Annotated in this window: 21 protein-coding genes and 1 pseudogene; 9 read left to right on the forward strand and 13 right to left on the reverse strand. The window is 71.7% G+C overall.

The window, feature by feature from the left end; all coding sequences use genetic code 11:
* Positions 1 to 72: 72 nt before the first annotated feature.
* Both ACSNOB_RS19900 and ACSNOB_RS19905 read left to right on the forward strand, forming a co-directional pair.
* Positions 73 to 405: a putative quinol monooxygenase gene (locus ACSNOB_RS19900; RefSeq protein WP_436688012.1), complete on the forward strand. Its 333-nt coding sequence runs from the start codon at positions 73 to 75 to the stop codon at positions 403 to 405.
* Positions 406 to 1,049: 644 nt separating this feature from the next.
* Positions 1,050 to 1,760 (forward strand): hypothetical protein, encoded by a 711-nt coding sequence (locus ACSNOB_RS19905; RefSeq protein ID WP_436688013.1) that lies wholly within the window; start codon positions 1,050 to 1,052, stop codon positions 1,758 to 1,760.
* Positions 1,761 to 1,858: 98 nt separating this feature from the next.
* Here the strand turns inward: ACSNOB_RS19905 and ACSNOB_RS19910 are convergent, their stop codons facing one another.
* Complete coding sequence (locus tag ACSNOB_RS19910; RefSeq protein ID WP_436688014.1) at positions 1,859 to 2,452, reverse strand: TetR family transcriptional regulator C-terminal domain-containing protein; 594 nt, start codon at positions 2,450 to 2,452, stop codon at positions 1,859 to 1,861.
* 68 nt (positions 2,453 to 2,520) lie between these two features.
* Between ACSNOB_RS19910 and ACSNOB_RS19915 the strand changes: the two genes are divergently transcribed.
* Positions 2,521 to 2,985, forward strand: a complete 465-nt coding sequence (locus ACSNOB_RS19915) for a GNAT family N-acetyltransferase (RefSeq protein ID WP_436688015.1) — start codon at positions 2,521 to 2,523, stop codon at positions 2,983 to 2,985.
* A gap of 210 nt (positions 2,986 to 3,195) precedes the next feature.
* On the opposite strand, the gene ACSNOB_RS19920 is transcribed toward ACSNOB_RS19915, so the two are convergent.
* Entirely contained in the window at positions 3,196 to 4,620 is a 1,425-nt protein-coding gene (locus ACSNOB_RS19920; protein ID WP_436688016.1) for an MFS transporter, read from the reverse strand.
* Between the two features lie 228 nt (positions 4,621 to 4,848).
* On the opposite strand from ACSNOB_RS19920, the gene ACSNOB_RS19925 reads away from it, so the two are divergent.
* Positions 4,849 to 5,121 carry a heavy-metal-associated domain-containing protein gene (locus ACSNOB_RS19925; RefSeq protein WP_436688017.1) on the forward strand — a complete coding sequence of 91 codons (273 nt, stop codon included), beginning with the start codon at positions 4,849 to 4,851 and terminating at the stop codon, positions 5,119 to 5,121.
* A gap of 290 nt (positions 5,122 to 5,411) precedes the next feature.
* Here the strand turns inward: ACSNOB_RS19925 and ACSNOB_RS19930 are convergent, their stop codons facing one another.
* Positions 5,412 to 5,891 carry a MarR family winged helix-turn-helix transcriptional regulator gene (locus tag ACSNOB_RS19930; RefSeq protein ID WP_436688018.1) on the reverse strand — a complete coding sequence of 160 codons (480 nt, stop codon included), beginning with the start codon at positions 5,889 to 5,891 and terminating at the stop codon, positions 5,412 to 5,414.
* 112 nt (positions 5,892 to 6,003) lie between these two features.
* Here ACSNOB_RS19930 and ACSNOB_RS19935 point away from each other — a divergent pair.
* Positions 6,004 to 7,090, forward strand: a pseudogene (locus ACSNOB_RS19935) (epoxide hydrolase family protein).
* A 181-nt stretch (positions 7,091 to 7,271) separates the two neighbouring features.
* Here ACSNOB_RS19935 and ACSNOB_RS19940 read toward each other — a convergent pair.
* From ACSNOB_RS19940 to ACSNOB_RS19950, 3 genes are all read right to left on the reverse strand, one after another.
* Positions 7,272 to 7,814 carry a GNAT family N-acetyltransferase gene (locus ACSNOB_RS19940; protein ID WP_436688019.1) on the reverse strand — a complete coding sequence of 181 codons (543 nt, stop codon included), beginning with the start codon at positions 7,812 to 7,814 and terminating at the stop codon, positions 7,272 to 7,274.
* Positions 7,815 to 8,089: 275 nt separating this feature from the next.
* Positions 8,090 to 8,752, reverse strand: coding sequence for a response regulator (locus ACSNOB_RS19945; RefSeq protein WP_436688020.1), 663 nt, complete (start codon positions 8,750 to 8,752; stop codon positions 8,090 to 8,092).
* On the reverse strand, positions 8,740 to 9,909 hold the full coding sequence (locus ACSNOB_RS19950) for a sensor histidine kinase (RefSeq protein ID WP_436688021.1): 1,170 nt from the start codon (positions 9,907 to 9,909) through the stop codon (positions 8,740 to 8,742). The genes ACSNOB_RS19945 and ACSNOB_RS19950 overlap by 13 nt, the downstream gene beginning before the upstream one ends.
* A 247-nt stretch (positions 9,910 to 10,156) precedes the next feature.
* On the opposite strand from ACSNOB_RS19950, the gene ACSNOB_RS19955 reads away from it, so the two are divergent.
* Positions 10,157 to 11,311, forward strand: coding sequence for an alpha/beta hydrolase (locus tag ACSNOB_RS19955; protein ID WP_436688022.1), 1,155 nt, complete (start codon positions 10,157 to 10,159; stop codon positions 11,309 to 11,311).
* Positions 11,312 to 11,811: 500 nt separating this feature from the next.
* Here ACSNOB_RS19955 and ACSNOB_RS19960 read toward each other — a convergent pair whose 3' ends face one another.
* Positions 11,812 to 12,411 (reverse strand): TetR family transcriptional regulator, encoded by a 600-nt coding sequence (locus tag ACSNOB_RS19960; protein ID WP_436688023.1) that lies wholly within the window; start codon positions 12,409 to 12,411, stop codon positions 11,812 to 11,814.
* A gap of 100 nt (positions 12,412 to 12,511) precedes the next feature.
* Between ACSNOB_RS19960 and ACSNOB_RS19965 the strand changes: the two genes are divergently transcribed.
* Positions 12,512 to 13,690 (forward strand): FAD-dependent oxidoreductase, encoded by a 1,179-nt coding sequence (locus tag ACSNOB_RS19965; protein ID WP_436688024.1) that lies wholly within the window; start codon positions 12,512 to 12,514, stop codon positions 13,688 to 13,690.
* 22 nt (positions 13,691 to 13,712) lie between these two features.
* Here the strand turns inward: ACSNOB_RS19965 and ACSNOB_RS19970 are convergent, their stop codons facing one another.
* Positions 13,713 to 14,609 carry a LysR family transcriptional regulator gene (locus tag ACSNOB_RS19970; RefSeq protein WP_436688025.1) on the reverse strand — a complete coding sequence of 299 codons (897 nt, stop codon included), beginning with the start codon at positions 14,607 to 14,609 and terminating at the stop codon, positions 13,713 to 13,715.
* A gap of 84 nt (positions 14,610 to 14,693) precedes the next feature.
* On the opposite strand from ACSNOB_RS19970, the gene ACSNOB_RS19975 reads away from it, so the two are divergent.
* Positions 14,694 to 15,560 (forward strand): polysaccharide deacetylase family protein, encoded by an 867-nt coding sequence (locus ACSNOB_RS19975; RefSeq protein WP_436688026.1) that lies wholly within the window; start codon positions 14,694 to 14,696, stop codon positions 15,558 to 15,560.
* A 190-nt stretch (positions 15,561 to 15,750) separates the two neighbouring features.
* On the opposite strand, the gene ACSNOB_RS19980 is transcribed toward ACSNOB_RS19975, so the two are convergent.
* The 4 genes from ACSNOB_RS19980 to ACSNOB_RS19995 all read right to left on the reverse strand — a co-directional run bounded on the left by ACSNOB_RS19980 (position 15,751) and on the right by ACSNOB_RS19995 (position 19,746).
* Complete coding sequence (locus ACSNOB_RS19980) at positions 15,751 to 16,731, reverse strand: hypothetical protein (RefSeq protein ID WP_436688027.1); 981 nt, start codon at positions 16,729 to 16,731, stop codon at positions 15,751 to 15,753.
* A 143-nt stretch (positions 16,732 to 16,874) separates the two neighbouring features.
* Positions 16,875 to 17,771 carry an RNA polymerase sigma-70 factor gene (locus ACSNOB_RS19985; protein WP_436688028.1) on the reverse strand — a complete coding sequence of 299 codons (897 nt, stop codon included), beginning with the start codon at positions 17,769 to 17,771 and terminating at the stop codon, positions 16,875 to 16,877.
* Between the two features lie 300 nt (positions 17,772 to 18,071).
* Positions 18,072 to 19,259 (reverse strand): NAD(P)/FAD-dependent oxidoreductase, encoded by a 1,188-nt coding sequence (locus ACSNOB_RS19990; RefSeq protein ID WP_436688029.1) that lies wholly within the window; start codon positions 19,257 to 19,259, stop codon positions 18,072 to 18,074.
* A gap of 82 nt (positions 19,260 to 19,341) precedes the next feature.
* On the reverse strand, positions 19,342 to 19,746 hold the full coding sequence (locus ACSNOB_RS19995) for a MerR family transcriptional regulator (protein WP_436688030.1): 405 nt from the start codon (positions 19,744 to 19,746) through the stop codon (positions 19,342 to 19,344).
* A 93-nt stretch (positions 19,747 to 19,839) separates the two neighbouring features.
* Between ACSNOB_RS19995 and ACSNOB_RS20000 the strand changes: the two genes are divergently transcribed.
* On the forward strand, positions 19,840 to 20,802 hold the full coding sequence (locus tag ACSNOB_RS20000; protein ID WP_436688031.1) for an alpha/beta hydrolase: 963 nt from the start codon (positions 19,840 to 19,842) through the stop codon (positions 20,800 to 20,802).
* 242 nt (positions 20,803 to 21,044) lie between these two features.
* Here the strand turns inward: ACSNOB_RS20000 and ACSNOB_RS20005 are convergent.
* Positions 21,045 to 21,228: TetR/AcrR family transcriptional regulator C-terminal domain-containing protein (locus ACSNOB_RS20005; protein WP_436688032.1), on the reverse strand; the 184-nt coding region annotated here is incomplete at its 5' end.

Here is a 21,228-nt window from a genome sequence, read left to right on the forward strand (position 1 = left end):
GTCCGTCACCCACCCCGGCAATCCGGCCGGCACTGGCCGAGGGGCGGGGCAGCCCACGAACGGGAGATGTCAATGATCTTCATTACCGCCAAGTTCCGGGTACTGCCCGAGCACGCCGACCGGTGGCCCGAGATCGCCGACGAGTTCACCCAGGCCACCCGCCGCGAGCCGGGATGCCTCTGGTTCGACTGGTCCCGCAGCGTCGACGACCCGACGGAGTACGTCCTGGTCGAGGCGTTCCGGGACGAGAACGCCGGCGCGGCGCACGTCCAGTCCCCGCACTTCAGGACCGCGCAACAGACCCTGCCGCCCCACCTCGCCGAGACGCCCCGCATCGTCAATGTGACGGTCCCGCAGGACGACTGGTCCCTGCTCGGCGAGATGGCCGTTCCCGACCGCGGCTGATTGCCAGCGGCCCACCGACCGCTCAGTGGTGCTTCTGTGGCGACTCCAGCGACTCCACACGGGCGCGCTCCCGACCCCTCGCGAGTGATCGTCGTCCTGCCCGGCACGCCGCGACGGACGGCCCGCTAGCGCAACAGCCCACGCTCATCGACGCGACGAGTCGGAACCCCGTGAAGACGTCGGGCGTCGTCGGCCCGTACGCCAGATCAGGCTCCCCGTCCCGCATCGACCCTCGCGGCTCGAAGTCGTGCGCCTCGTCCATCGACACCTCGTGAACCGCGGGGCACTGAGCGTCGGCAGCACGAAACCCACCGGCGCGGCGTCGCGGCGCGCTGCCGCCTGCCAACCGCTTGCCCACGACGTCCGCACCCACTGCGCCAGAACCTCGACGAACCGATCCTCAGGACCGCCGCGGGGATCAGCAACCGACATCTCTCGGCCTCGGGTGACGGGCGGCGACGCTCCCGGCGGACCGACTGTCACGCGGGCCACGCGCTGCGGAGGCAGCCCGGTTGACACCGGGCGTCGCAGGGATTCAACTGAGAGCTACAGCGTTGCCCGGTGCGGCCCGGCTCGCCCGGCCGAGGCCGCTGCGACAGAGGGGAGGCGACGTGTCCTCGCCCGTCAAACCGCCACAGGATGCCGTGACCATCCGCCGCCTACGCCTCGGCATCGGCACGGTCGGCATCGCGTTGCCTGTCGTGTTGACCGTCGGCAACGCGCTGCTCACCGGCGATCTCCGCATGCACGACTCGATCAGTTCCTTCTACTACACCGACATGCGGGACGTCTTCGTCGGTGCCATGTGCGCCATCGGCGTCTTCCTCATCTGCTACCGCTACCGCAGGCTGGACGACGTGTTGAGCACGATCGCCGGTGTGCTGGCGATCGCGGTGGCGGTGTTCCCGGCGGCGACGGGAACACCGCCCGGCGCGCTGACTCCCACCGACGTCACGATCGGGCGGGTGCACCAGGTCGCGGCCGCGGCGCTGTTCCTGTTGCTGGCCGTCTTCTGCATCTTCCTGTTTCCCAGGACCGCGTCGACGGCCCCCGCGACAGGACGCACGCGGGTCCGCAACGGCATCTACTACGCCTGCGGCATCGTCATCATCGGCGCCATCACGCTCGCCGTGGCGAGCAACGCGCTGCCCGACTCCACCCGTGACACGCTCAAGCCGCTGTTCTGGTGCGAGGCGGTCGCGGTGTTCGCCTTCGGTGTCGCGTGGCTGGTCAAAGGCGAGGCGATGTTCAGCGACTCGCAGGGCGCCGACGATCCGGCCGGCAGCGCTCCGCTGCCGGCCGAGGAGCCGACCGGGGGCGCGACGAGCCCGACCGGCGCGACGGCCGGCTCGTAGCGGCGACTCGCGGCTCCCCCTGCCGAGCGACCGGGAACAGGATCCTGGCCGGCGGAGACGCGTCCGGCGGTCGACCGCGGCGCCGTGCGGATCCCGGCTCAGCTCGCTCCGGCACGGACCGGGGCGAGAGCGTTGTCGATGGCTGTCTCCTGCACGGCTGCGGAGTAGGTCTGCGGGTCGACGGCGGCCAGCGCGTTGAGCCCTTCGACCAGGGCGATCAGGGCGGCGGCGGCCTGCATGGCCTGCGCGTGGCTCCACTCGGGTCGGCAGGCGGCCACGAGGCGCCGCACCCGATGCAGGAAGGCACGGTTGTGTGCCTGGTGCAGCGCGGCGAGGTCGGCGTCCGCCAACGCGGCGGCCAGGAAACCGACCCACACCCGCGCCTCCTCACGTTTGTCGTCGCTGACGGACGCGGCCTGCAGCAGCACGGCGCGCAGAGCCGCCAGCGGGTCGGCCCCGGAGGCTTCCGCGGCGTCGGCGCGCGCGCCCGTGCGCTCGTGCAGCAGGGTGCGGGCGTGGATGAGCAGGGCGCGCTTGTCGGGGAACGTGTGCAGCACCAGTCCGGTGCTGCATCCGGCCCGCTCGGCGACCGCCCGGAGGGTGAGGCCGGCGACGCCGTGCTCGGCGAGCACCGCCCAGGTGGCGGCCGACAGGCGTTGCTGGTGCGCCCGCAGGTCGCGTGATCTGGCCATCGTTCCCCCTCCGCCGTCGGTAGCGTAGCATCCGTTACGGTAACGGCTGTTACGGAATGGAGGCAGGCATGGACGTGCGGTTCCTGGTCGAATCGGAGCCGTGGGACGGCGCCGACGGGGCACGGCTGCGCGCCGCCCAGCGCGCCGAACTCGACGCCCGCTACGGCAGTGACGACCACGAGCCGGGCGACGCGCCCACCGCGCAGAGCGTGAGCGTGTTCCTCGTCGCCCGCGACGCGCGCGGCGTGGCGGTGGGCTGTGGCGGGCTGCGGTTGCTGGAGCCCGGCTCGGCGGAGATCAAGCGCATGTACGTCGAGCCGGCGGCCCGCGGCTCCGGCGTGGCCACCGCGATCCTGCGCGCCCTGGAGCACGAGGCGCGCCGCCTCGGGGTGGTCACGATGCTGCTGGAGACCGGCACCGCCCAGCCCGAGGCCATGCGCTTCTACGAACGCGAGGGCTACCACCGCACCGAGAACTTCGGCCCGTACCGGGGCGAGCCGCTCTCGGTCTGCTACGCCCGCGAACTCCGGTGACCCGCGCGACGACCAGCCGGTCGCGGGCAAGCCGGGTGCGCGAATCCGTAACCGCGGTCCTGCTTCCCGATGAACCCGCGTCGGCGCCCACCGCCTGATGGTGGCCGCCACGTGTCGGGGCTGCCGCTACTCCCCCTGCCCGCCTCCGGGGCGGCGGCCGTTGCGGCCGTCCGCCCCGCAGACCGGTCAGGCGACGGGTGGGAGATCGCGTCAACCGACCCGTGCGGTCTCGGCCTCGGCGGTGTTCTGGCGGGGTGCGGCGGTGCGCAGGGTCACCGCGGCGATGACAGCTCCTCCGGCGGCGATGATCCCCGCGCCGATGAAGGCGGCGGAGTAGCCGTCGGTCAGGGCCGGCAGGTCGCCGAGCCGGTCGGCGCCGTGGGCGGCGGCGACGGCGGTCATGGCGGCCAGGCCGAGGGCGGAGCCGACCTGATAGCTGGTGTTGACGATGCCCGAGGCGAGGCCACCCTCCTCGGGTCGGGCGCTGGAGATCGCGGTGCCCAGCGACGGGATGAACGCGAGTGACATGCCCAGCGCGGCGACGAGTGAGGCGGGCAGGACGTCGGCGACGAAGGTGCCGTCGGGACGGATCAGGGCGAGCCATCCGAGGCCGGCGGCGAGGACCGCGAGGCCGGTCACCACCATGGGCTTGGGGCCGAACCGGTTGATGGCCCGCGGTGCGAGGGCGACCATTCCGACCATGATGAGGACTGTCATGGGCAGCAGCGCGGCACCGCTGGGGAAGGCGCTGTAGCCGAGGACCTGCTGCAGGTACAGGTTGAGGTAGAACCACATCGGGATCCAGGCCGCCCCGAGCAGCACCTGGGCGACGTTGGCGGCGGCGAGGTTCGGGGCGCGGAAGATGGACAGCCGCATCAGCGGCTCGCGACGGGCGGCCTGGATGGCGAGGAACGCCGCCAGCGCGACGACGGCACCGGCGAGGACGAACCAGGTCTGCCCGGAGGACCAGCCGACCTCGGGAGCGCGGACGATCGCGTAGACGGCGGCCCCGAGACCGACGGTCACGGTGAGCGCTCCGGCGACGTCGAGCGAACCCCGGCGGGCGCCGCCGGCCGGCATCAACGCCGGGGTGGCGATGACGGCCAGCAGGGCGATCGGGATGTTGATGTAGAACACCCAGGGCCAGCTCACGTACTCGGTGATGACGCCGCCGAGGAAGACGCCGGCGGTCCCGCCGGCGGGCGCGGCGGCACCGTACAGCGCGAGGGCCCTGGTCAGTTCCCGCGGCTCGGCACCGAAGAGCATCATCAGCAGCGTCAGCGCCGACGGCGCGATCAGGGCGGCACCGACGCCCTGGGTGGCGCGGGCGGCCAGCTCGACGGCGACGCTGTCGGCGAGGCCGGCGGCGGCCGAACCGACCAGCAGGATCAACCAGCCGGCGCTGAACACGCGCCGGGCACCGAAGAGGTCCGACAGCCGGCCGCCGAGCAGCAGCAGACCGCCGAAGGCCACGACGTAGGCGTTGAACACCCAGGACAGGTTCTCTGGCGAGAAGCCGAGATCCGCCTGCATCCGAGGTAGGGCGACGCCGATGATCGAGGTGTCCATGATGACCATGAACTGCGCGAGCGCGATGAGGCCGAGTGCCCACCACCGCTTCGTTCCGTGCGACATCTCCATCACTCCTTCAAACCCCAGGGGGGTATGGGTAGGTGCTGAAGGTGTACCCGGTAGGGGTATCGGCGGTCAAGGCGGCGCCGCTGAGAGTGCGCCGTCTCATTGAGATCTTGCGACATATACCCTCCAGGGGTAGCGTCGTACTCCACTGAGGGCCGGCCATGACCGGCGGCACCGGTCCGCCTCGTCGGCCTCCCGCGCCCACCCACACCGAAGGAGATGCGCATGTGCACCAACGAGTCCAGTTGCGGCTGCGCCCCCGCCGCCGCTGACGCCGCCGCGTCAGCCACCGGCACCCGTACCCTTTACACGGTGGCCGGCATGACGTGCGGAGGCTGCGCCGCGTCGGTGAGCAGGAAGCTGCGAGCCGTCGCCGGCGTCGCGGGCGTCGAGGTCGATGTGGCCAGTGGCGCGGTCACCGTCACCAGCGACACCACGCTGGAGACCGCCGACGTGCGAAGCGCGGTCGAGCAGGCCGGCTACCGACTCGTCGGCTGACCGCCAGCAGCCGGCCGCGTCCGCTCGGAGCAGGGCGACGCGGCCGGCCGCTGGCGCACGAGTCCACATTCGTCGGCCGGGTCGAGGGCCAGGGCCCCGGTCGTCACGGCACCGCCTCCGACGAACCGAGACGGGGCGAAGATCCCTCGTCGCTCCGGACGCGTCGGCAGCGACTCGCCCCGGATCCGGCAGGCCCATGGACGCGAGCCCGGCCGGGGGCGGTCAGGGCCGCGACGTCGGCGAGCCGGCCGTCGACGACGGTGAACGCGACGGCCGGGAGGGGAGCACCGTCAGCGCGACGGCTCCTCGGGGGCACCGGTTCGCCGATTGTGGTGATCCAACAGCCTGGACAGCAGCTCGGTCAACCGCTGCCGCTCCTCGGTTGACAGCGGAGCCAGCAGTTCGTCCTGGCGTTCGGCCAACTGCTCCTCCAGTCGCCGCAGCTGCCGCCTGCCCGCGGCGGTCAGCGAGATGATGTTGCGCCGCCGATCGGAGGGGTCCGGGGCGCGCTCGACCAGCTTGCGATCGGCGAGTTCGTTGATCGTCGCGACCATGTCGCTGACGTGGATCCCGCTCCGGCGGCCCAGCGCGGCCTGGCTGGCCGGGCCGAAGTCCTCGAGCGTCGCCAGCAGGCGGTAGTGGTAGCCGCGGGCACGGACGGACGAGAACCCGTCGGCCACCAGCCGGTGCGCGTGGTTGGCGGTCTGGGCCAGCAGCCAGCTGGGCAGGCCCTCCCACCGGGCGGGCGCCTTCTCGGACGGGTTCTCCACGTGACAAGTCTAACGGACCGTTGGTGGCACCAACGGTCATGGTATCGTTCGGACACCAAACGTTGGTCGCCCTAACATTTAGGTGCCGAATGAAACCCTGTGGAGTTGAGCCATGATCAAGCCGTTCCGCATCGACATCCCCCAGGCCGACCTCGACGACCTGACCGACCGGCTCTCCCGCACCCGCTGGCCCAACGAGGTCGCCGACGCCGGGTGGGACTACGGCTTCCCGCTGGCGCGGCTCAAGGAACTGGCCGAATACTGGCGCACCGGCTACGACTGGCGCGAGCACGAGGCCACGCTCAACGAGCTTCCGCACTTCACCACCGAGATCGACGGACAGAACATCCACTTCGTCCACGTACGGTCTCCGAAACCGGACGCGCTCGCGCTGATCCTCACCCACGGCTGGCCCGGTTCGTTCCTGGAGTTCCTCGACGTGATCGAGCCGCTGTCGCGCGACTTCCACCTGGTGATTCCGTCCATCCCGGGTTACGGCTTCTCCGGGCCGACCCACGAGCGCGGCTGGGACGTCGTTCGGGTCGCGCGGGCCTGGGCCGAGCTGATGCGCCGGCTCGGGTACGAGCGCTATGGCGCGCAGGGTGGCGACTTCGGCGCGGGGATATCGCTGGCGCTCGGCGCGGTGGCACCCGAGCAGGTCGTCGGCGTGCACATCAACTACCTGCCGACCCGGCCGGACCCGGATGCCGACATCGAGCTGTCCGAGACGGACGAAGCCCGGCTGGACAAGGTCAGGCAGCTGATGGCGAACCGTCCGCCGTACCAGGCGCTGCAGGCCCTGACCCCCCCAGACCATCGGCTACGCGCTGACCGACTCGCCGGTCGGCCAGCTGGTCTGGATAGCCGAGCGCTTCGCGCAGTGGACGGACCCCCGCTCGCAGATCAGCGACGATCGGATGCTCACCGACATCTCGCTGTACTGGCTGACCGCCACCGCGGCCTCCTCGGCGCGGCTGCACCACGACGCTCCCCGGGGGCGGACCGCGCCGTGCCGGGTCCCGGTCGGCGTGGCGGTGTTCGCACACGACATCACGCAGTCGGTGCGACCGCTGGCCGAGCGGCTGTACGACATCAGGCACTGGTCGGAATTCGACCGTGGCGGCCACTTCGCCGCGATGGAGGTGCCGGACCTGCTCGCCGGGGACGTCCGGGACTTCTTCCTCACGCGGATCCCGTAGGCCATCGGGTCGCCACCGCCAGAGGCACCGCTGGCGGGCGGCTCCCGGACACCCCGCGGCAGTGGCGCGGACGGGCCGTGCGAACGGAGAAGCTCGCCAATGCCCACCAGGCTGCCCGCCACCTCGCCGCCATCCTCATCCGGATGCGACGACGCCGAGCGGTACGGCCCCGGGCGGCAGCCTACGCCCTCGCGTCCGGTTTCCAGTCCTGGACGAGGAGCCCGAGCAGCACCTCGTCCAGGAACCCGCCCATCACCCAGGCCGAGGAGCGCAGCACGCCCTCGCGGACGAAGCCGTTGCGCTCGGCGGAGCGCAGCATCGCGGCGTTGTCCGACAGCGTCTCGATCTGCAGCCGGTGCAGGCCGCGCACGACGAAGCCGTAGTGGCACAACACCGCGACCACGTCGGTGCCGTAGCCCTTCCCTCGGGAGGACGGGAGCAGTCCAAGGCCGATGTGCGCGGACCGGTTGTGGTTGTCGATGCCCCACAGCGTCGCGGTGCCGACCAGCGTGCCGCCGCCCAACTCCACCACGGAGAACGGGACGTGCCCCTGCTCCTTGTCGTCCACCACGAGCCGCGGGTCCTTCGAGCCGGGCGTGATCGGCCGCCACGGCCGGCTCTCCGACCGCGCGGAGTTGACCACGTCGTCGTAGAGCTCCGCTTGCAGGATCGGGATGTCCTCCTCGTGCCGGGCCCTGAGCCCGACCTTGTTGCCCCTGAGCATGCGAGCTTCCTATCCGACGGGCCGGCCAGCGGCAAATCGACAAGCACACCAACGGCCAGCCGGAGAGACAGCGCCCGTTCCAGAGCCTCGCGGGTGAGATGCAGGTCACCGACGGGGTGCCGGACTTCGGGGGTGGCGGCACCCGGCGTCTCGCACTGGCCGCCGACCATCCCCACGAACGGCTGCCGCGCCGAGGTGATCACCCGGCAACGCCGCCTCGACCGCACGGCGGCCCGGCGGTCTTCGGGAGCCCGCGGCGGCGCCGTGGCACGCAGTCAGACGAGGCCGGCGTCGTGGGCGAGAAGCGCTATCTGCGTACGGTTGTCGAGGTCGAGCTTGGCCAGGATATGCGACACGTGGGTCTTCACGGTGGCCAGGGTCATGTCGAGCGCGGTGGCTACCTCGGCGTTGTTTCGGCCCTGGCTGATCGCTACCACGACGTCGTGCTCGCGCGGGCTGAGCGCGGCGAGGGTGGCCCTGGCCCGGGCGTACGCGCCGGCCTGGACGGCGACCCGGTCCATCAGCCGGCGGGTGATCCGCGGGGACAGGATCGGCTCGCCGGCCGCGACCCGCCGGACTGCCTCGGCGATCTGGACCGGCGGGGTGTCCTTGAGCAGGAAGCCGCTGGCCCCGGCCCGCAGCGCGTACAGGATGTTCTCGTCGGTGTCGAACGTGGTCAGCACGATGACCTCGGGCGGCCGCGGGCGCGCCCGCAGGCGGCGGGTGGCGGTTATCCCGTCGACCCGCGGCATGCGCAGGTCCATCAGCACGACGTCGGGGGCGTGCGCGTCGGCCGCGGCCGGCACCTGGTCGCCGTCGGCGGCCTCGCCGACCACCGCGATGCCCTGGGCGCCGTCGAGCATCATCGCCAGCCCGGCGCGGACCAGGGCGTCGTCGTCGACGACGAGCACGCGCACCAGCGGAGTCACGCCGGCCATGGTATCGACGCGTGCAGGCGGAACTCCCCGCCGACCACCTGGTGGTCGAGTTGCCCACCGGCCAGGTGGACCCGCTCGGTGAGCCCGACCAGGCCCGCGCCCCCGGTCCAGCCGCGCGGCGTCGTGCGCTCCGGCGTCAGCGCGTTGCGGACGTCGATCTCCAGGCTGGCGCCGGGCCCGCCGCGCAGCGCGACCTGGACCGGCTGGCCGGCGGCGTGTTTGCGGGCGTTGGTCAGGCCCTCCTGAACCACCCGGTACGCCGTGCGGGCCACCGCCGGGGGCGCCTCGGCCGGCTCGTCCACCGCCTCGCGCAGCAGCACCTCGGTCCCGGCGTCGCGGGACTCCTCGATCAGGCGCGGAACGTCGGCCAGCACCGGCTGCGGACGGATGCCCTCGCTGTGCGGCGGGTCGTCGTCGCGCAGCAGCGAGATCACCTCGCGCAGTTCCTCGAGCGCCTGGTGCACCCCGTCCCGGACGACACCGGCGGCCCGGGACAACTGCTCGGGCGAAGAATCCGGACGAAACTCCAGCGCCCCGGCGAACGTGGCCAGCAGCGACAGGCGGTGCGCGAGCACGTCGTGCATCTCCCGGGCGATCTTGCGGCGTTCCAGCATGCGCGCCTCGGCCACCCGGCGGCCCTGCTCCGCCTCGGCACGGCGGGTCCGGTCGCGCAGCGAACGGATCAGCGCTTCGCGGGCCTGCGCCCACGCACCCCAGCCGAGCAGCGCACCGTAGCCGATGGTGATCAGCGCCAGCCACCAGCCGTACGACATGCCGCCGTTGGACCGCCAGACGCCGCGGGCCGCGTGTGCGGCGACCCCGGCCACCGCCACCGCGATCGCAACCCGGGCCCGCCGGCGCCGCGCCACCTGCAGAGCGCCGATCGTGGCCGATGGGGTGGCCGCCGGTGACACCGCGGCCAGCACGGTGAGCACGGCCGTGGCGGCGACCGGCCGCCACAGCAACAGCGGCGTCAGCAGCAGGCCCAGCGCGCCGGCCGCGAGGTCGAGCGCGAGCAGCGGGCCGGGCGGACGATCGATCCACCAGCCCAGGATCGCCACCGCGATGAGCACGCCGGACGGGCCCAGCAGCGCCGCCACGGCGGCGGCGCCGGGGCGGCGGGCGCAGTCATCCGTCCCGAGGGAGAAGCTGTTCACCCGGCGAGGCTAATCAGTGGGCGGCGGGCGCCGACACCTGCCAAAGTTGGTAGCCGGCTTCTCCTGAGCGGGTGCCGGCGCAGCTGACGGCCGGATGTGCGCACCCGGCCCGGACCGCGAAGCTCATCGGCATGACGACAACATGCGGCAGTCGACACGGCCAAGGCCCCCGCACGGCGTACGAGCCGCGCGATCACCGTCGCCGCGGGTCTGCGGGGTCCTAGTGCCCGTTGGTTATGTGTTCACGGTGGCGCTCGTCGCCTGGTGCACCTTCTTCGCCGTCGTCGCGCCGCGCCGGCCCCGACCGCTGGCGACCATGAGCTTCTGGTTCGGCCTGACCCTCAACGAGGTGCCGTTCCTGGGCATTCTGGCCCTGCTGGCCTCCACGGCACTGACCGCGGCCCAGGGCGATCTGGAGTCGTCGGCAGCCAGCGTGACGGCCGCAGTGGCGGCCGTCACCTCCGCCGGGCTGGCTGTCTCCGCCTGGCGAGGCGTGCGGACCGATCGGGTGGTCGGGCAGGCCCTCGACCGGGAGCTGGGGGCCGACTGGCGGAATCGTGTGCGCGTACCGCTGCGCCGCCGTCGGCCCTGGGCTCGCATCCTGCTGCTACCGGGCCTCATGTGGCGGCGTGACGTGGAGCGGATCCCCAACATCAGCTACGGGGACGCCGGGCGCCGGAATCTCCTCGACATCTACCGCCGCCGCGACGCGCCGCAGAACGCGCCGGTCCTGATCTACTTCCACGGCGGCGGCTACACCAGCGGCGCGAAGAACCGCGAGGCACGCCCCCTGCTGTACCAGCTCGCCAGCCGGGGATGGGTGTGCATCAGCGCCAACTACCGGCTGCGGCCCCAGACATCTTTCCCCGGCCATCAGATCGATGCCAAGAAGGTCATCGCCTGGGCCCGCGAGCACACCCCCGCCTACGGCGCCGATCCGTCGAGGCTGTTCGTGGCGGGCAGCTCCGCCGGCTCCAACCTTGCGGCCCTGAGCGCGCTCACCCCGAACGACCCGGCGTTCCAGCCCGGGTTCGAGTCCGCCGACACCTCGGTCACCGCCGCGATCTGCCTCTACGGCTACTACGGCCACCATTTCGGCGAGACGCCCGACCAGGCGCCGTCCCCGAACCAACCATGGGCGTACCTCAACCCCGGTGCGCCGCCGTTCCTCATCGCCCACGGCACCAAGGACGCCCTGGCGACCGTCGAGGCAGCCCGGAACTTCGCCGGCCGGCTGCGCCACACCTCCGCCAACGCCGTGGTCTACGCCGAACTGCCCGGCGGACAGCACGCGTTCGACCTCTTCCACTCCCCGCGTTTCGAGGCGGTCGTGGACGGCGTCGAAGCCTTCGCCGCCTGGGTCCTCGCCGCCCCGCGGCACACTGCCGACCCAGCCCGCTGATGGTGTCTGCGTGCGTTGCGGCAGACCGCAACTCGTGCGAGGCCGAATCTCCCGACTGGTGGGCTCGCCGCGCGGTTTGACCGGGTAGAAGTTTCGGCCCGGCCGGCTACTGGCAGAGCCGCACCGGACGCGGAGGCGCGCCCACGGGGTGGCCGGGGTGGGTCGGGCGACCCTGTTCAGGGACATACCCACCCCGGCCAGGAACCGGCTCGGCAACGCCGGCCCCTCCTCAGTGCGACACCGGGCCGGATTTCGTTACAGCCCCGCCCGAATGCCGGGAATCCGGTGATCCCGGTGCCCGACGTGAGACGGGGCCGACTGTCGTTCGGGGCACCGATCCTGGCCGCCGGACCGCTCGGGCAGCGGCGGCTCGGTGCGGGGGCGCCGTCCGGCTCGCCCGCTGTGGCATAGCGCACGATCGGCGGCGAGGGCGGTCCGTACCGCCGTTGGCGGCATCACGCTACGTCGGCCTGTCGGTGCTCGATCCGCGACGACTCGGGTCAGGACGGGGCGACGGCCGGAAGGCCGTCGGTCAGTGCGGTTACGGTCCGGCGGATCCGCGTGTCCGCTGTCGGGCTGGCGCCGCCGGTGAGTGCGACGTAGTGCAGCACGCCGACCACCGCCAAGGCCAGCGCCCCTGTGTCGGCGCCTGCGGGCACCCGCCCGAGTTGTTGTTCGGCGGCCAGGTAGTCGGCGGTCGCGCGCTGGAGCGTCTGCAGTCCGGCGCTTCCGGCCCCCAGCACCGCTTCGACGTTCGCCGCCAGTTCCGGCCGGTAGGCCATCAGCCGGGTCAGGACCTGCAGCGTGCCCGACGGTGTGGCCAGGAGGGCCTCGCTGATATTTCCGGCGACCGTGCCGGTCCCGGCGCGCTCGGGAAGGCCGGCCGCCTCGCTGGAGATCTGGAAGGTCCGGTCGACCGCGTAGCCGACCAGGAAGTCGTCGAAGTTCGCGAAGTGTGCGTACAGCAGTCCCGTGGCGACGCCGGCCTCACGGGTCACGGCCCGGCCAGTGAGTCGACTCGGTCCGTCTCGCGCGATCACCCGCTCCAGAGCAGCGAAAAGCTGCTGCCTGGGTTCCGGGGTGGCGACTCCGCGTGGCATGCCCGGATTCTAGGCGCTCGCCGGAACCGTCGTTGCGCTGATATGAACATATGCTCATACTGGTTTGAGCAGCTGCTCATTCTCGACGTGGGGAGTACGCATGAAGCGCGCGGTAGTCGTTGGCGCCGGTATCGCCGGGCTGGCCACGGCCCTACGCCTCGGGCGGGACGGGTGGCGTACGGTCGTGGTGGAGCGCGCCGCGGGCCGGCGGAGCAGTGGCTACCTGGTGAACCTGCTCGGGCCGGGCTACGACGCCGCCGAGCACCTGGGTCTCCTACCCGCGCTGTCCGCCCGGCAACTTGGTCTGTTCACCACCGTGCTGGTCCGGGCCGACGGGCGGCCCAAGTTCACCGTGCCGTCCGCCATCGCCGAGGCCGCCCTGGGCGAACGGACCATGTCGGTGTTCCGTGGCGACCTGGAGACCGAACTGTACGAAGCGGTGCGCGACCGCACCGAGTTCCGCTTCGGCACCACGGTCGCGTCCATCGAGCAGAATGCCGACCGGGTACGCCTGGTGCTCAGCGACGGCACCACGGAGGACGCCGACCTCCTGGTCGGCGCAGACGGAGTCCACTCCGCGACCCGCACCGCCGTGTTCGGCGGTGGGTTCCGAGTCGACCTTCCGTACGTTGTGGCCGCCTTCCCGCTCGCCCATCCGGTAGCGGGTGTGCCGGAGTCGTCCGCCACGACGTTCATCGGTCCGGGACGCACGGCGGCGATCGTCAACCTCGGCTCGCAGCGGTCGTCGGCATTCTTCACGTACCGGTGCGCAGACCCAAGCGCGGATCTCGGACGCGGTCCCGTGGCTGCGCTCACCGCGATGTTCGGGGATCTGGGCGCGGGTGTGCCGGATGCCCTCCGTCACCTTGAGAAGCATCCATCGGATGCGTACTTCGACGCGGTCAGCCAGGTGGTCATGCCTCGGTGGAGCACCGGCCGGATCGTGCTGCTCGGAGACTCGGCGTGGTGCGTCACACTCTTCGCCGGACACGGCGCGGCCCTTGCGCTCGCCGGCGCCGACCAACTGGGCGCAGCCCTACAGCGGCACGACGGCAACGTCCCGGCCGCCCTCACCGAGTGGGAGGCGGGCCTACGCCCGGAGGTCTTGAAGCGACAGTCGCTCGCTCGCCGGGGAATGCGGCAGTACGCGCCGCCCAGCCGGTTCCACGTGTGGATGAGCGACGTGACGATCCGAGCGGTCACCCTTCCGGGCATCCGCGGTCTCGTCCGGCGGGGTATCGAACGCACCGCCCGGCGAGACCCCGCCAGGAAACGGTGACCGCGGCCATTCGGCCGGCGCATCAGCCGGGAGGGCGGGACGCACGGGTGAGGACCGCGTCGACGAAGGCGCGGACCCGGGCGGTGTGGCGCGTGGTCGGCCAGATCAGGCCGTACTCGATCGGGGGCGCGTCGCGGAGCGGGACGTAGACGATACCGGGCCGGGCGTGGTAGTCCCTCGCCCGCAACGAGGCGATGGACACCCCGGCGCCGGAGGCGACCAGCGACTGCACCTCGGGAAAGCCGGGCGCGGACGCGCCGTGCGGGATCGGCCGGCCGGACGGGGTCTGGCGGGGATAGATGTGCTCGGTCCAGAGCGGGGGGATGTCGCCCGCGATGGTCACCAACGTCGTCTTGGCCAGGTCCTCTACCGAGACGGCGTCGCGCCGGGCGAACGGGTGCCGCGCCGGGACGAGCAGCGCGGCCGGCTCCGAGAAGATCACCGGGCCGGTGGTGAGGTCGGGCTCGGCGACCGGGAACTCGCTGAGCTGCAGGTCGAAATCGCCGGCGCGCAGCGGGCCGAGCGGGTTGTTGAGCGGCACCTCGTGCAGCTCGACCGCGCAGCGCGGGTACTTCTTGCGGAACTCCTTGCCGGCATCGAGCACCAGGTCGGCCACCCACTGCGAGGAGAAGCCCACGCGGACCACGCCGTCGACCCCTCTGGCGTACGCGACGGCCCGTGCGTACGCCGCCTCGACCTGCCGATAGGCGGGCGCCAGGTCGTCGCGGAGCTCCCGGCCGACCGGCGTCAGCGTGACCCGGCGGCTGTTGCGCTCGAACAGCGGCACCCCGATGCGGCGCTCGAGCTGCTTGATGGTCTGGCTGACCCGCCCCTGCGCCAGGCCGAGCCGCTCCGACGTGCGGCGGAAATGCAGCTCCTCGGCGAGAGTGAGAAACGCCTCGATCTCGTGCCGTTCCATCGGATCCTCACTGGTGAGCCGGGCTCACCGATCGTAGATAACTCGGGTCTCGTTCCCCCGTCGGCGGCGGCCAAAGATGTGGTCATGACCGAGAACAAGCCTCCCTTCACGTACCGACCCATCACCGAGCGGACGCCGCTGAGCTGGCCGGGCGGTGCCCGGGTAGCCGCCTACGTCGGACTCAACGTCGAGCACTTCCACGTCGACAAGCCGTCCACGAGCATCTGGCCGGGCACCGCCGACCTGGTTCCCGATGCGCTCAACTACGGCTGGCGCGACTACGGTCCGCGGGTGGGCATCTGGCGGGTCACGGAGATCCTCGACCGGCACGGCATCCCGGCGAGCGTGCTGCTCAACTCCGAGGTCGCCGAGCACTACCCGCAGATCATCAAGGCCGGCCTCGATCGGAACTGGACCTGGCTGGCGCACGGGCGCACCAACTCCGCCCTGCACGCCGGGATGTCCCGCGACGAGGAACTGGCCGAGCTCACCGCGATCGTCGACACCATCGCCGGGGCGACCGGCACGCGGCCGCGCGGCTGGATGGGCCCCGGCCTGACCGAGACGTTCGAGACGCCGGCACTGCTCGCCGAGCTGGGTCTGCAGTACGTGCTGGACTGGACCAACGACGACCAGCCGTACCCGTTGGACGTGCCCGGGATGATCAGCGTCCCCTACACGGTGGAACTCAACGACCTGGGCCTGTTCGGCAAGGGCACCACCGGCCCCGAGTTCGTCCAGATCGTCAAGGACCAGTACGACCAGCTGCACGCCGATGCCGCCGACGGCAGCGGCCGTGTGCTGGCGATCGCCCTGCACCCGTTCGTGATCGGCCAGGCGTACCGCGCCCGCTACCTCGACGAGGCGCTGGCGTACCTCGCCGCGCAGCCGGACATCTGGCTCACCACCAGCGACGACATCGCCGCGCACTACCTGGCGACCATGGGTTGACCGCCACGCGGCGACTCGCCCTCCCCGTGCTCGCCGGCGCCCTCCTGATGGCCGGCATCGCGACGCCAACACCGTCGCCGTCGGGATGCCGGCCATCAGTAGACCCGCCTTCCTCGTAGTCGCGTTGCGCTGGGTGGTGAACGCCCGGCGTCCGCAGACCCGGAACCGGGCGGCTACCGTTCGGTGGTTGTCAGACCGTCTGCGTGGCTGCCCGTACGGGCGGGTCGGCGATGCTGCCGGCACGGCGGGTGCGCAGGCTGCCGGCCAGACAGAGCGCCAGACCGAGCGCGAGCCAGGTCACCAGGACGATGACGGGTCGGGCGGCGCCGTGACCGTCGAAGAAGCCGGTGGAGCGCAGCAACTGGCCACCGGCCCCGGGCGGCAGCAGTTGGCCGAGAGCGCCGGACCAGCCGGGCAGCATCTCGGGTGCGGTCGCGGCGCCCGACAGCGGGTTGCCGATGAGCATCATGGTGACGGCGCCGAGACCGAGGCCGGCGTACCCGAGCAGTGATTCCAGCCCGAGGATGCTCACGGAGGTGGCCGCGATGGCCACCGCGATGGCGCCGGTGTTGGCCCAGTAGGCGCCGTCGAGGGATCCGAGCCAGAACTGCAGGATCGCTGCCACGGCCAGGCCGCCGGTGACCGCGAAGACGAGCGCAGCGGTGACCCGGCGGACGGTGCCGCGGACGAGTCGGGTCAGCAGCACCGCGGCGAGCAGACCGCCCATCACCAGGGGCAGGGCTCCGGCGGCCAGGCCGGCGCCGCGCGGGTCGTCGGCCGGCAGGGGTACGAGGTCGCGGGTGGCCGCCGTGCTGCCGCCCGGTGCCGGTGCCTGGTGGAGTCCGGCCGCGACGCTCTGCAGGGTCTGCGCGACCGCTGCGCTGGCGGCGGAGGCGGTGATGACCTGTGGGGTGCCGGAGCTGAGGTCGATCGCCCCGTACACCTCGCGGTCGCGGATCAACTGTTCGGCGGCGGCGGTGTCGGCGGCCTCGGTGATGTCGAAGGCGTCCGGCAGGCGCTGGTTGATCGCGGCGCTGACCTGCTGGACCGCGGCGGCCGGCCCGGCGACGGCGATCGGCACGTCATGTACGGACGACCGCACCGACGGCCACACGAAGGCGGTGAGCAGCACACTGATGATCACCGTGAGGATGGCGACTGCCCTGACCACGGTCGGCCAGGGTGACGGTGACGTGTCGGCTGCGGGCGGGGCCTGAGCGGCCATGTCGACTCCCTCGATCGGAATGTTCGCGTTACTGAGGTGGCGGAGGTTGCGCCGGGAGCGCCTCTGCCGGTCAGCGGATGCCCCCGGGTTCATCGCAGGGTGAGCGGGGTTTCGGCTGCGACGCGGGTCAGTTTCTCCGGATTGCGGACGTAGTAGAGGCCGGTGATGCTGGCGTCCTCGACCCGGACCGCCAGGATGCCGTCGATCTCGCCGTTCAGGCGTACGAGGAGCGCCACGTTGCCGTTGACCACGGTCGGCTCACCGGTGAGCGTGCCTTCGACCTTGCGGAGACCGCCGAGCAACATGCGGACGACCTTGTCGGCGCCGATGACCGGCCGCAGCGCGGCGTGCTTGACGCCGCCGCCGTCGCTGACCAGGACGACCTCGGGGGCGAGCACGTCGAGCAGGCCGCGCGAGTCCCCGGTTTCGAGCGCGTACCGCAGCGACTCCACCGCCGCTCGGGCCTGGTCCGGCGAGACCGCCTGGCGAGGGCGGCGGGCGTCGACGTGCCGGCGAGCGCGGTGGGCGATCTGGCGGACGGCGGCGGGGCTCTTGCCGATGGCGGCGGCGATGTCGTCGTAGCTGGTCTCGAAAGCCTCGCGCAGCACGAAGACAGCGCGTTCGGTCGGCGACAGGGTTTCCAGGACCAGCATGAGCGCCATCGACATGCTCTCGGCGAGTTCGACGTCCTCGGCGACGTCCGGCGCGGTGAGCAGCGGCTCGGGCAGCCAGGGGCCGACGTACGCCTCCTTGCGGCGCTTCATCGAGCGCAGCCGGTTGAGTGACTGTCGGGTGGTGATCCGGACGAGATAGGCGCGTTGGTCCTTGACGTGCCGCGCATCGACCTTGACCCACCGCAGCCAGGTCTCCTGCAGGACGTCTTCGGCGTCGGCCGCCGATCCCAGCAGTTCGTAGGCGACGGTGAAGAGCAGGTTGCGGTGGGCGAGGAACGTCTCGGTAGCCGCGTCAGCGGCCTGTTCGCTCATGTTTCGACGCTTCTCCTTCGCGTCCGGCTCGGCCTTGCCGGGAGCGTTCGAGCGGGCATGCACAGCAAGTTCCTCTTCCGTTGGTAGCGGTCCGCCTCGACCGGTCAGGCCGGCGCGATAGCACGTGGACGCCGCACGATGCCCGGCTGTGACACACCGAGGTGCGGACGACCCGTTGGCCGCTGGACTGCCGATGGCCGCACGCGCGGCGGCGGCGCGCAACCACGCGCCCCGCACGACATACGACTCAGCTGCGTCGACGGTCGGCCGGGAGCGCGCCCGCGCTCCCGGCCGACCCGTTCAGCGGGTGCCCACCGCTTGGCCGTGCTTGGTCCGCAGCTGTTCCTGTCGCTTGTTGTTGTTCTTGATCCATTTGTGGGAGCCGGGCTTGTGTGCCTCGTTCGTCAGGTGCTTGACGCTGAAGTTGCAGGAGAGCTCCTTGAGCTTCGCGCCCGGGCCGCCTCTGAGGTACAGCCCCATCGCGGTGTCGTCCTTGCGGGCGAGCTGGTAGATGCCGACGTCACGACCGAGGCTGATGCACATGGCGCTGAAAAGCACGCTGACGGGCTCCGGCTGCTTGGCCGCGATCCGGTTCAGCACCGTGTCGGCGGCGTGCGCGCCCAGGCAACTCGCCGCGTAGGCGCTCATCCGGTACGGCAGGTCCGACGGCGCCGACGAGTCCCCGGCCGCGACGATGCGCTCGTCGTCGACGCTGGTCAGCGTCTCGTCCGTGAGCAGACGTCCCACACCGTCGGTGCGCAGTCCGCTACGCGCGGCGAGATCGGGCACGGCGAACCCGGCGGCCCAGATGGTGACCTCGCTGGGAATCCGACGGCCGTTGGCAAGCTGCACGGCCTCCCGCGTAACCGCCGTGACCTTCGAGCCGGGCCCGTCGAGCACGGTCACCCGGAGCTTGGCCAGCTGCTTGGCGGCCGTGCGTCGCGCCCGAGGATGCAGGTACGGGCCGAGCGCACCGCCGCAGGCCAGGGTCACCCGCCGGCCCTGCTCCGCCAGCTCCGCGGCGGTCTCGATGCCGGTCGGACCGGCTCCGACGACCGTCAACGGCGCCGACGCCGGCGTGGCGTCGATGACCGACCGCAGTCGCTGCGCCGCCTCCAGCGTGGAGATCGGGTAGGCGTACTCGTCCGCTCCGGGCACCCGCCGATCCGTGTCCCCGCTGCCCACCGCGTAGATCAGGTAGTCGTAGCCGACAGCACCGCCCTTCGTCAGCGTCACGCTGCGCTTCGCCGCGTCGATCCGGACCACCGTGTCGACGACCACCCGAACCCGGTCGTTCAGGACCTCCCGGTAGTCGTAGACCGCGCCGTGGGACCCGCCCACCAGCTGGTGCAGGCGCAGACGCGCGACGAACTTCGGACGTGGATTGATCAACGTCACGGTCACGTCGTCGCGCCGCATCAGACGGTTGGCCGCCATCACGCCGGCGTAACCGCCGCCGATCACGACCACCTCGGTGTTCCCAGCCATGGTGTCTCCTCTGTTTCAAGGGCTTCGGCCACAAGACACCGGCTGCGGGAGCGGTGTGACAGGTGTGAGTCAGGTCACGCCCCTACCGCGCCGCGTTCTCGTCCCGAATGCGGGACTTGAACTCGGGACACTCGACGAGTGGCGTGTGGGTGCACGTGGCGGCGTGCCGGAGGCTGTCCCGCATGCGCGTGAGGCGGGCGATGTCCTGGTCCAACTCCGCCGCCTTCGTCGCCATTCGCTCCCGCAGCTCGGCGTCGCTCGGATTCGCGACGAGGAACGCCGCGATCTGCGCCAGGGTGAACCCGGCGGCCTGCGCGCAGCCGATGAGGGTGATCCGGTCGATGACGTCCGGGTCGAACGTGCGGCGCAACCCGTTGCGGCCGCTGGAGCGGATCAGTCCCCGCCGCTCGTAGAACCGCAGCGCCGAGGCCGTCGTCCCGGTCCGCTCGGCGACTTCGGCGATGTCCAGCACTGTCCCATGCGACACGTCGGCGATCCTCTCGGTCGGTCTTGACTTGAAGCACGGTACAAGTCAGAGGCTGGCGGAGCACACGTCCTTCGGATCGGGAGATCACTGACCATGCCACTGCACCCGCAGGCCCAAGCCCACCTGGACCGGCTCGCCGCCGTCAACTTCGCCGGCCTGCACACGGTCACGCCCGAGCAGGCCCGCGCCGGAGCCCGTCGGTTGACCGCGGCGTCGGTCGGCGAACCGGAACCGGTCGCCGACGTCACCGACCGCGTCGCCGTGACCGAGGCGGGCGAGGTGCCGGTACGCGTCTATCACCCGCTCGGCGTCGCGACCGAAGACCGGGCCCTTCCGGCCGTGGTCTTCTTCCACGGCGGCGGCTACGTGCTCGGCGACCTCGACTCTCACGACGGCCTCGCCCGCGCCCTCGCCAACGGCGCGCGCAGCGTGGTCGTGTCGGTCGACTACCCCCTGGCACCGGAGCACAAGTTTCCCGCGCCGGTCGATGCCGGCTACGCGGCGACCGCGTGGGTGGCCGAGCACGCCGTCGAACTCGGCGTCGACCCGGCACGCCTCGCCGTCGCGGGCGACAGCGCCGGGGGCAACCTCGCCGCCGTCGTGACCCTGAAGGCGCGTGCCGCGGGACAGCCGCGGATCGCGTTCCAGTTGCTCATCTACCCGGATCTCGACTTCCGGCGCAGCAACCACTCGATCGCCGCGTTCGCCGGCAAGTACGGCAACATCAGCCGCGAGGCACAGCACTGGTTCATGGACCACTACCTCGCCGCCGGTGACGACAAGCTGAACCCGCTCGTGTCCCCCCTGCTCGAACCCGACCTCGGTGGACTCCCACCCGCCCTCATCATCACCGCCGAGTACGACGCCCTACGCGACGAGGGCGAGGAGTACGGCCGGCGCCTCGCCGCCGCCGGGGTACCCGTCACCGTCAAGCGCTACGACGGCATGATCCACGAATTCCTGCGCCATCCGTTCGACGACGCCAAGGTCGCCATCGACGACGCCACCGCCGCCCTCAGAGGCGCCTTCGACGGCAAGGCCATCCCCGATGCCTGAACTCGATTCGGCGCCGGGCCCTCGTCCGGCGCACCAGCGCACCGCCGGAGCCGGTCGTGCGCCGCCCGGCGACGCCCCCAGGCCGGGGAAATCCGGGATTCGGACGGAACGGACCTCGACGCGATCGGCCGGTCCCGCGGCGGGTTGACGAGGAGGCTGCATCCGGTTGTCGACCTGCGGTAGCCAACCCCCTTCGAGGCGGACGTGTACGGCAGCTCACCGATCGCGGCGCTGTCGATCGGCTACGCGCAAGGGTTCCCGACCTGGCCCGCGCGGCGCTCGATGAGCGGCGTGAGCCCGTCCAGCATGAGCCGCAGGCCCAGCTCGAAGATCCGGTCGAGATCGAGGTCGTAGCCGTCGACGGCGAAACTCGCCATGAGCCCGGCGAAGGCCGGGTACCGGCCGGTGGCGGCGATCTGGCTCATG

The organism is Micromonospora sp. URMC 106 (assembly GCF_051386395.1).
Classification (GTDB): Bacteria; Actinomycetota; Actinomycetes; order Mycobacteriales; family Micromonosporaceae; genus Micromonospora.

Excerpts from the sequence above, each read along its gene's own strand:
- ACSNOB_RS19900 (WP_436688012.1), top strand. The coding sequence starts at position 73 with ATGATCTTCATTACCGCCAAGTTCCGGGTACTGCCCGAGCACGCCGAC.
- ACSNOB_RS19910 (WP_436688014.1), bottom strand. The coding sequence starts at position 2,452 with ATGGCCAGATCACGCGACCTGCGGGCGCACCAGCAACGCCTGTCGGCC.
- ACSNOB_RS19915 (WP_436688015.1), top strand. The coding sequence starts at position 2,521 with ATGGACGTGCGGTTCCTGGTCGAATCGGAGCCGTGGGACGGCGCCGAC.
- ACSNOB_RS19920 (WP_436688016.1), bottom strand. The coding sequence starts at position 4,620 with ATGTCGCACGGAACGAAGCGGTGGTGGGCACTCGGCCTCATCGCGCTC.
- ACSNOB_RS19925 (WP_436688017.1), top strand. The coding sequence starts at position 4,849 with ATGTGCACCAACGAGTCCAGTTGCGGCTGCGCCCCCGCCGCCGCTGAC.
- ACSNOB_RS19940 (WP_436688019.1), bottom strand. The coding sequence starts at position 7,814 with ATGCTCAGGGGCAACAAGGTCGGGCTCAGGGCCCGGCACGAGGAGGAC.
- ACSNOB_RS19945 (WP_436688020.1), bottom strand. The coding sequence starts at position 8,752 with ATGGCCGGCGTGACTCCGCTGGTGCGCGTGCTCGTCGTCGACGACGAC.
- ACSNOB_RS19960 (WP_436688023.1), bottom strand. The coding sequence starts at position 12,411 with ATGCCACGCGGAGTCGCCACCCCGGAACCCAGGCAGCAGCTTTTCGCT.
- ACSNOB_RS19965 (WP_436688024.1), top strand. The coding sequence starts at position 12,512 with ATGAAGCGCGCGGTAGTCGTTGGCGCCGGTATCGCCGGGCTGGCCACG.
- ACSNOB_RS19970 (WP_436688025.1), bottom strand. The coding sequence starts at position 14,609 with ATGGAACGGCACGAGATCGAGGCGTTTCTCACTCTCGCCGAGGAGCTG.
- ACSNOB_RS19975 (WP_436688026.1), top strand. The coding sequence starts at position 14,694 with ATGACCGAGAACAAGCCTCCCTTCACGTACCGACCCATCACCGAGCGG.
- ACSNOB_RS19985 (WP_436688028.1), bottom strand. The coding sequence starts at position 17,771 with ATGAGCGAACAGGCCGCTGACGCGGCTACCGAGACGTTCCTCGCCCAC.
- ACSNOB_RS19990 (WP_436688029.1), bottom strand. The coding sequence starts at position 19,259 with ATGGCTGGGAACACCGAGGTGGTCGTGATCGGCGGCGGTTACGCCGGC.
- ACSNOB_RS20000 (WP_436688031.1), top strand. The coding sequence starts at position 19,840 with ATGCCACTGCACCCGCAGGCCCAAGCCCACCTGGACCGGCTCGCCGCC.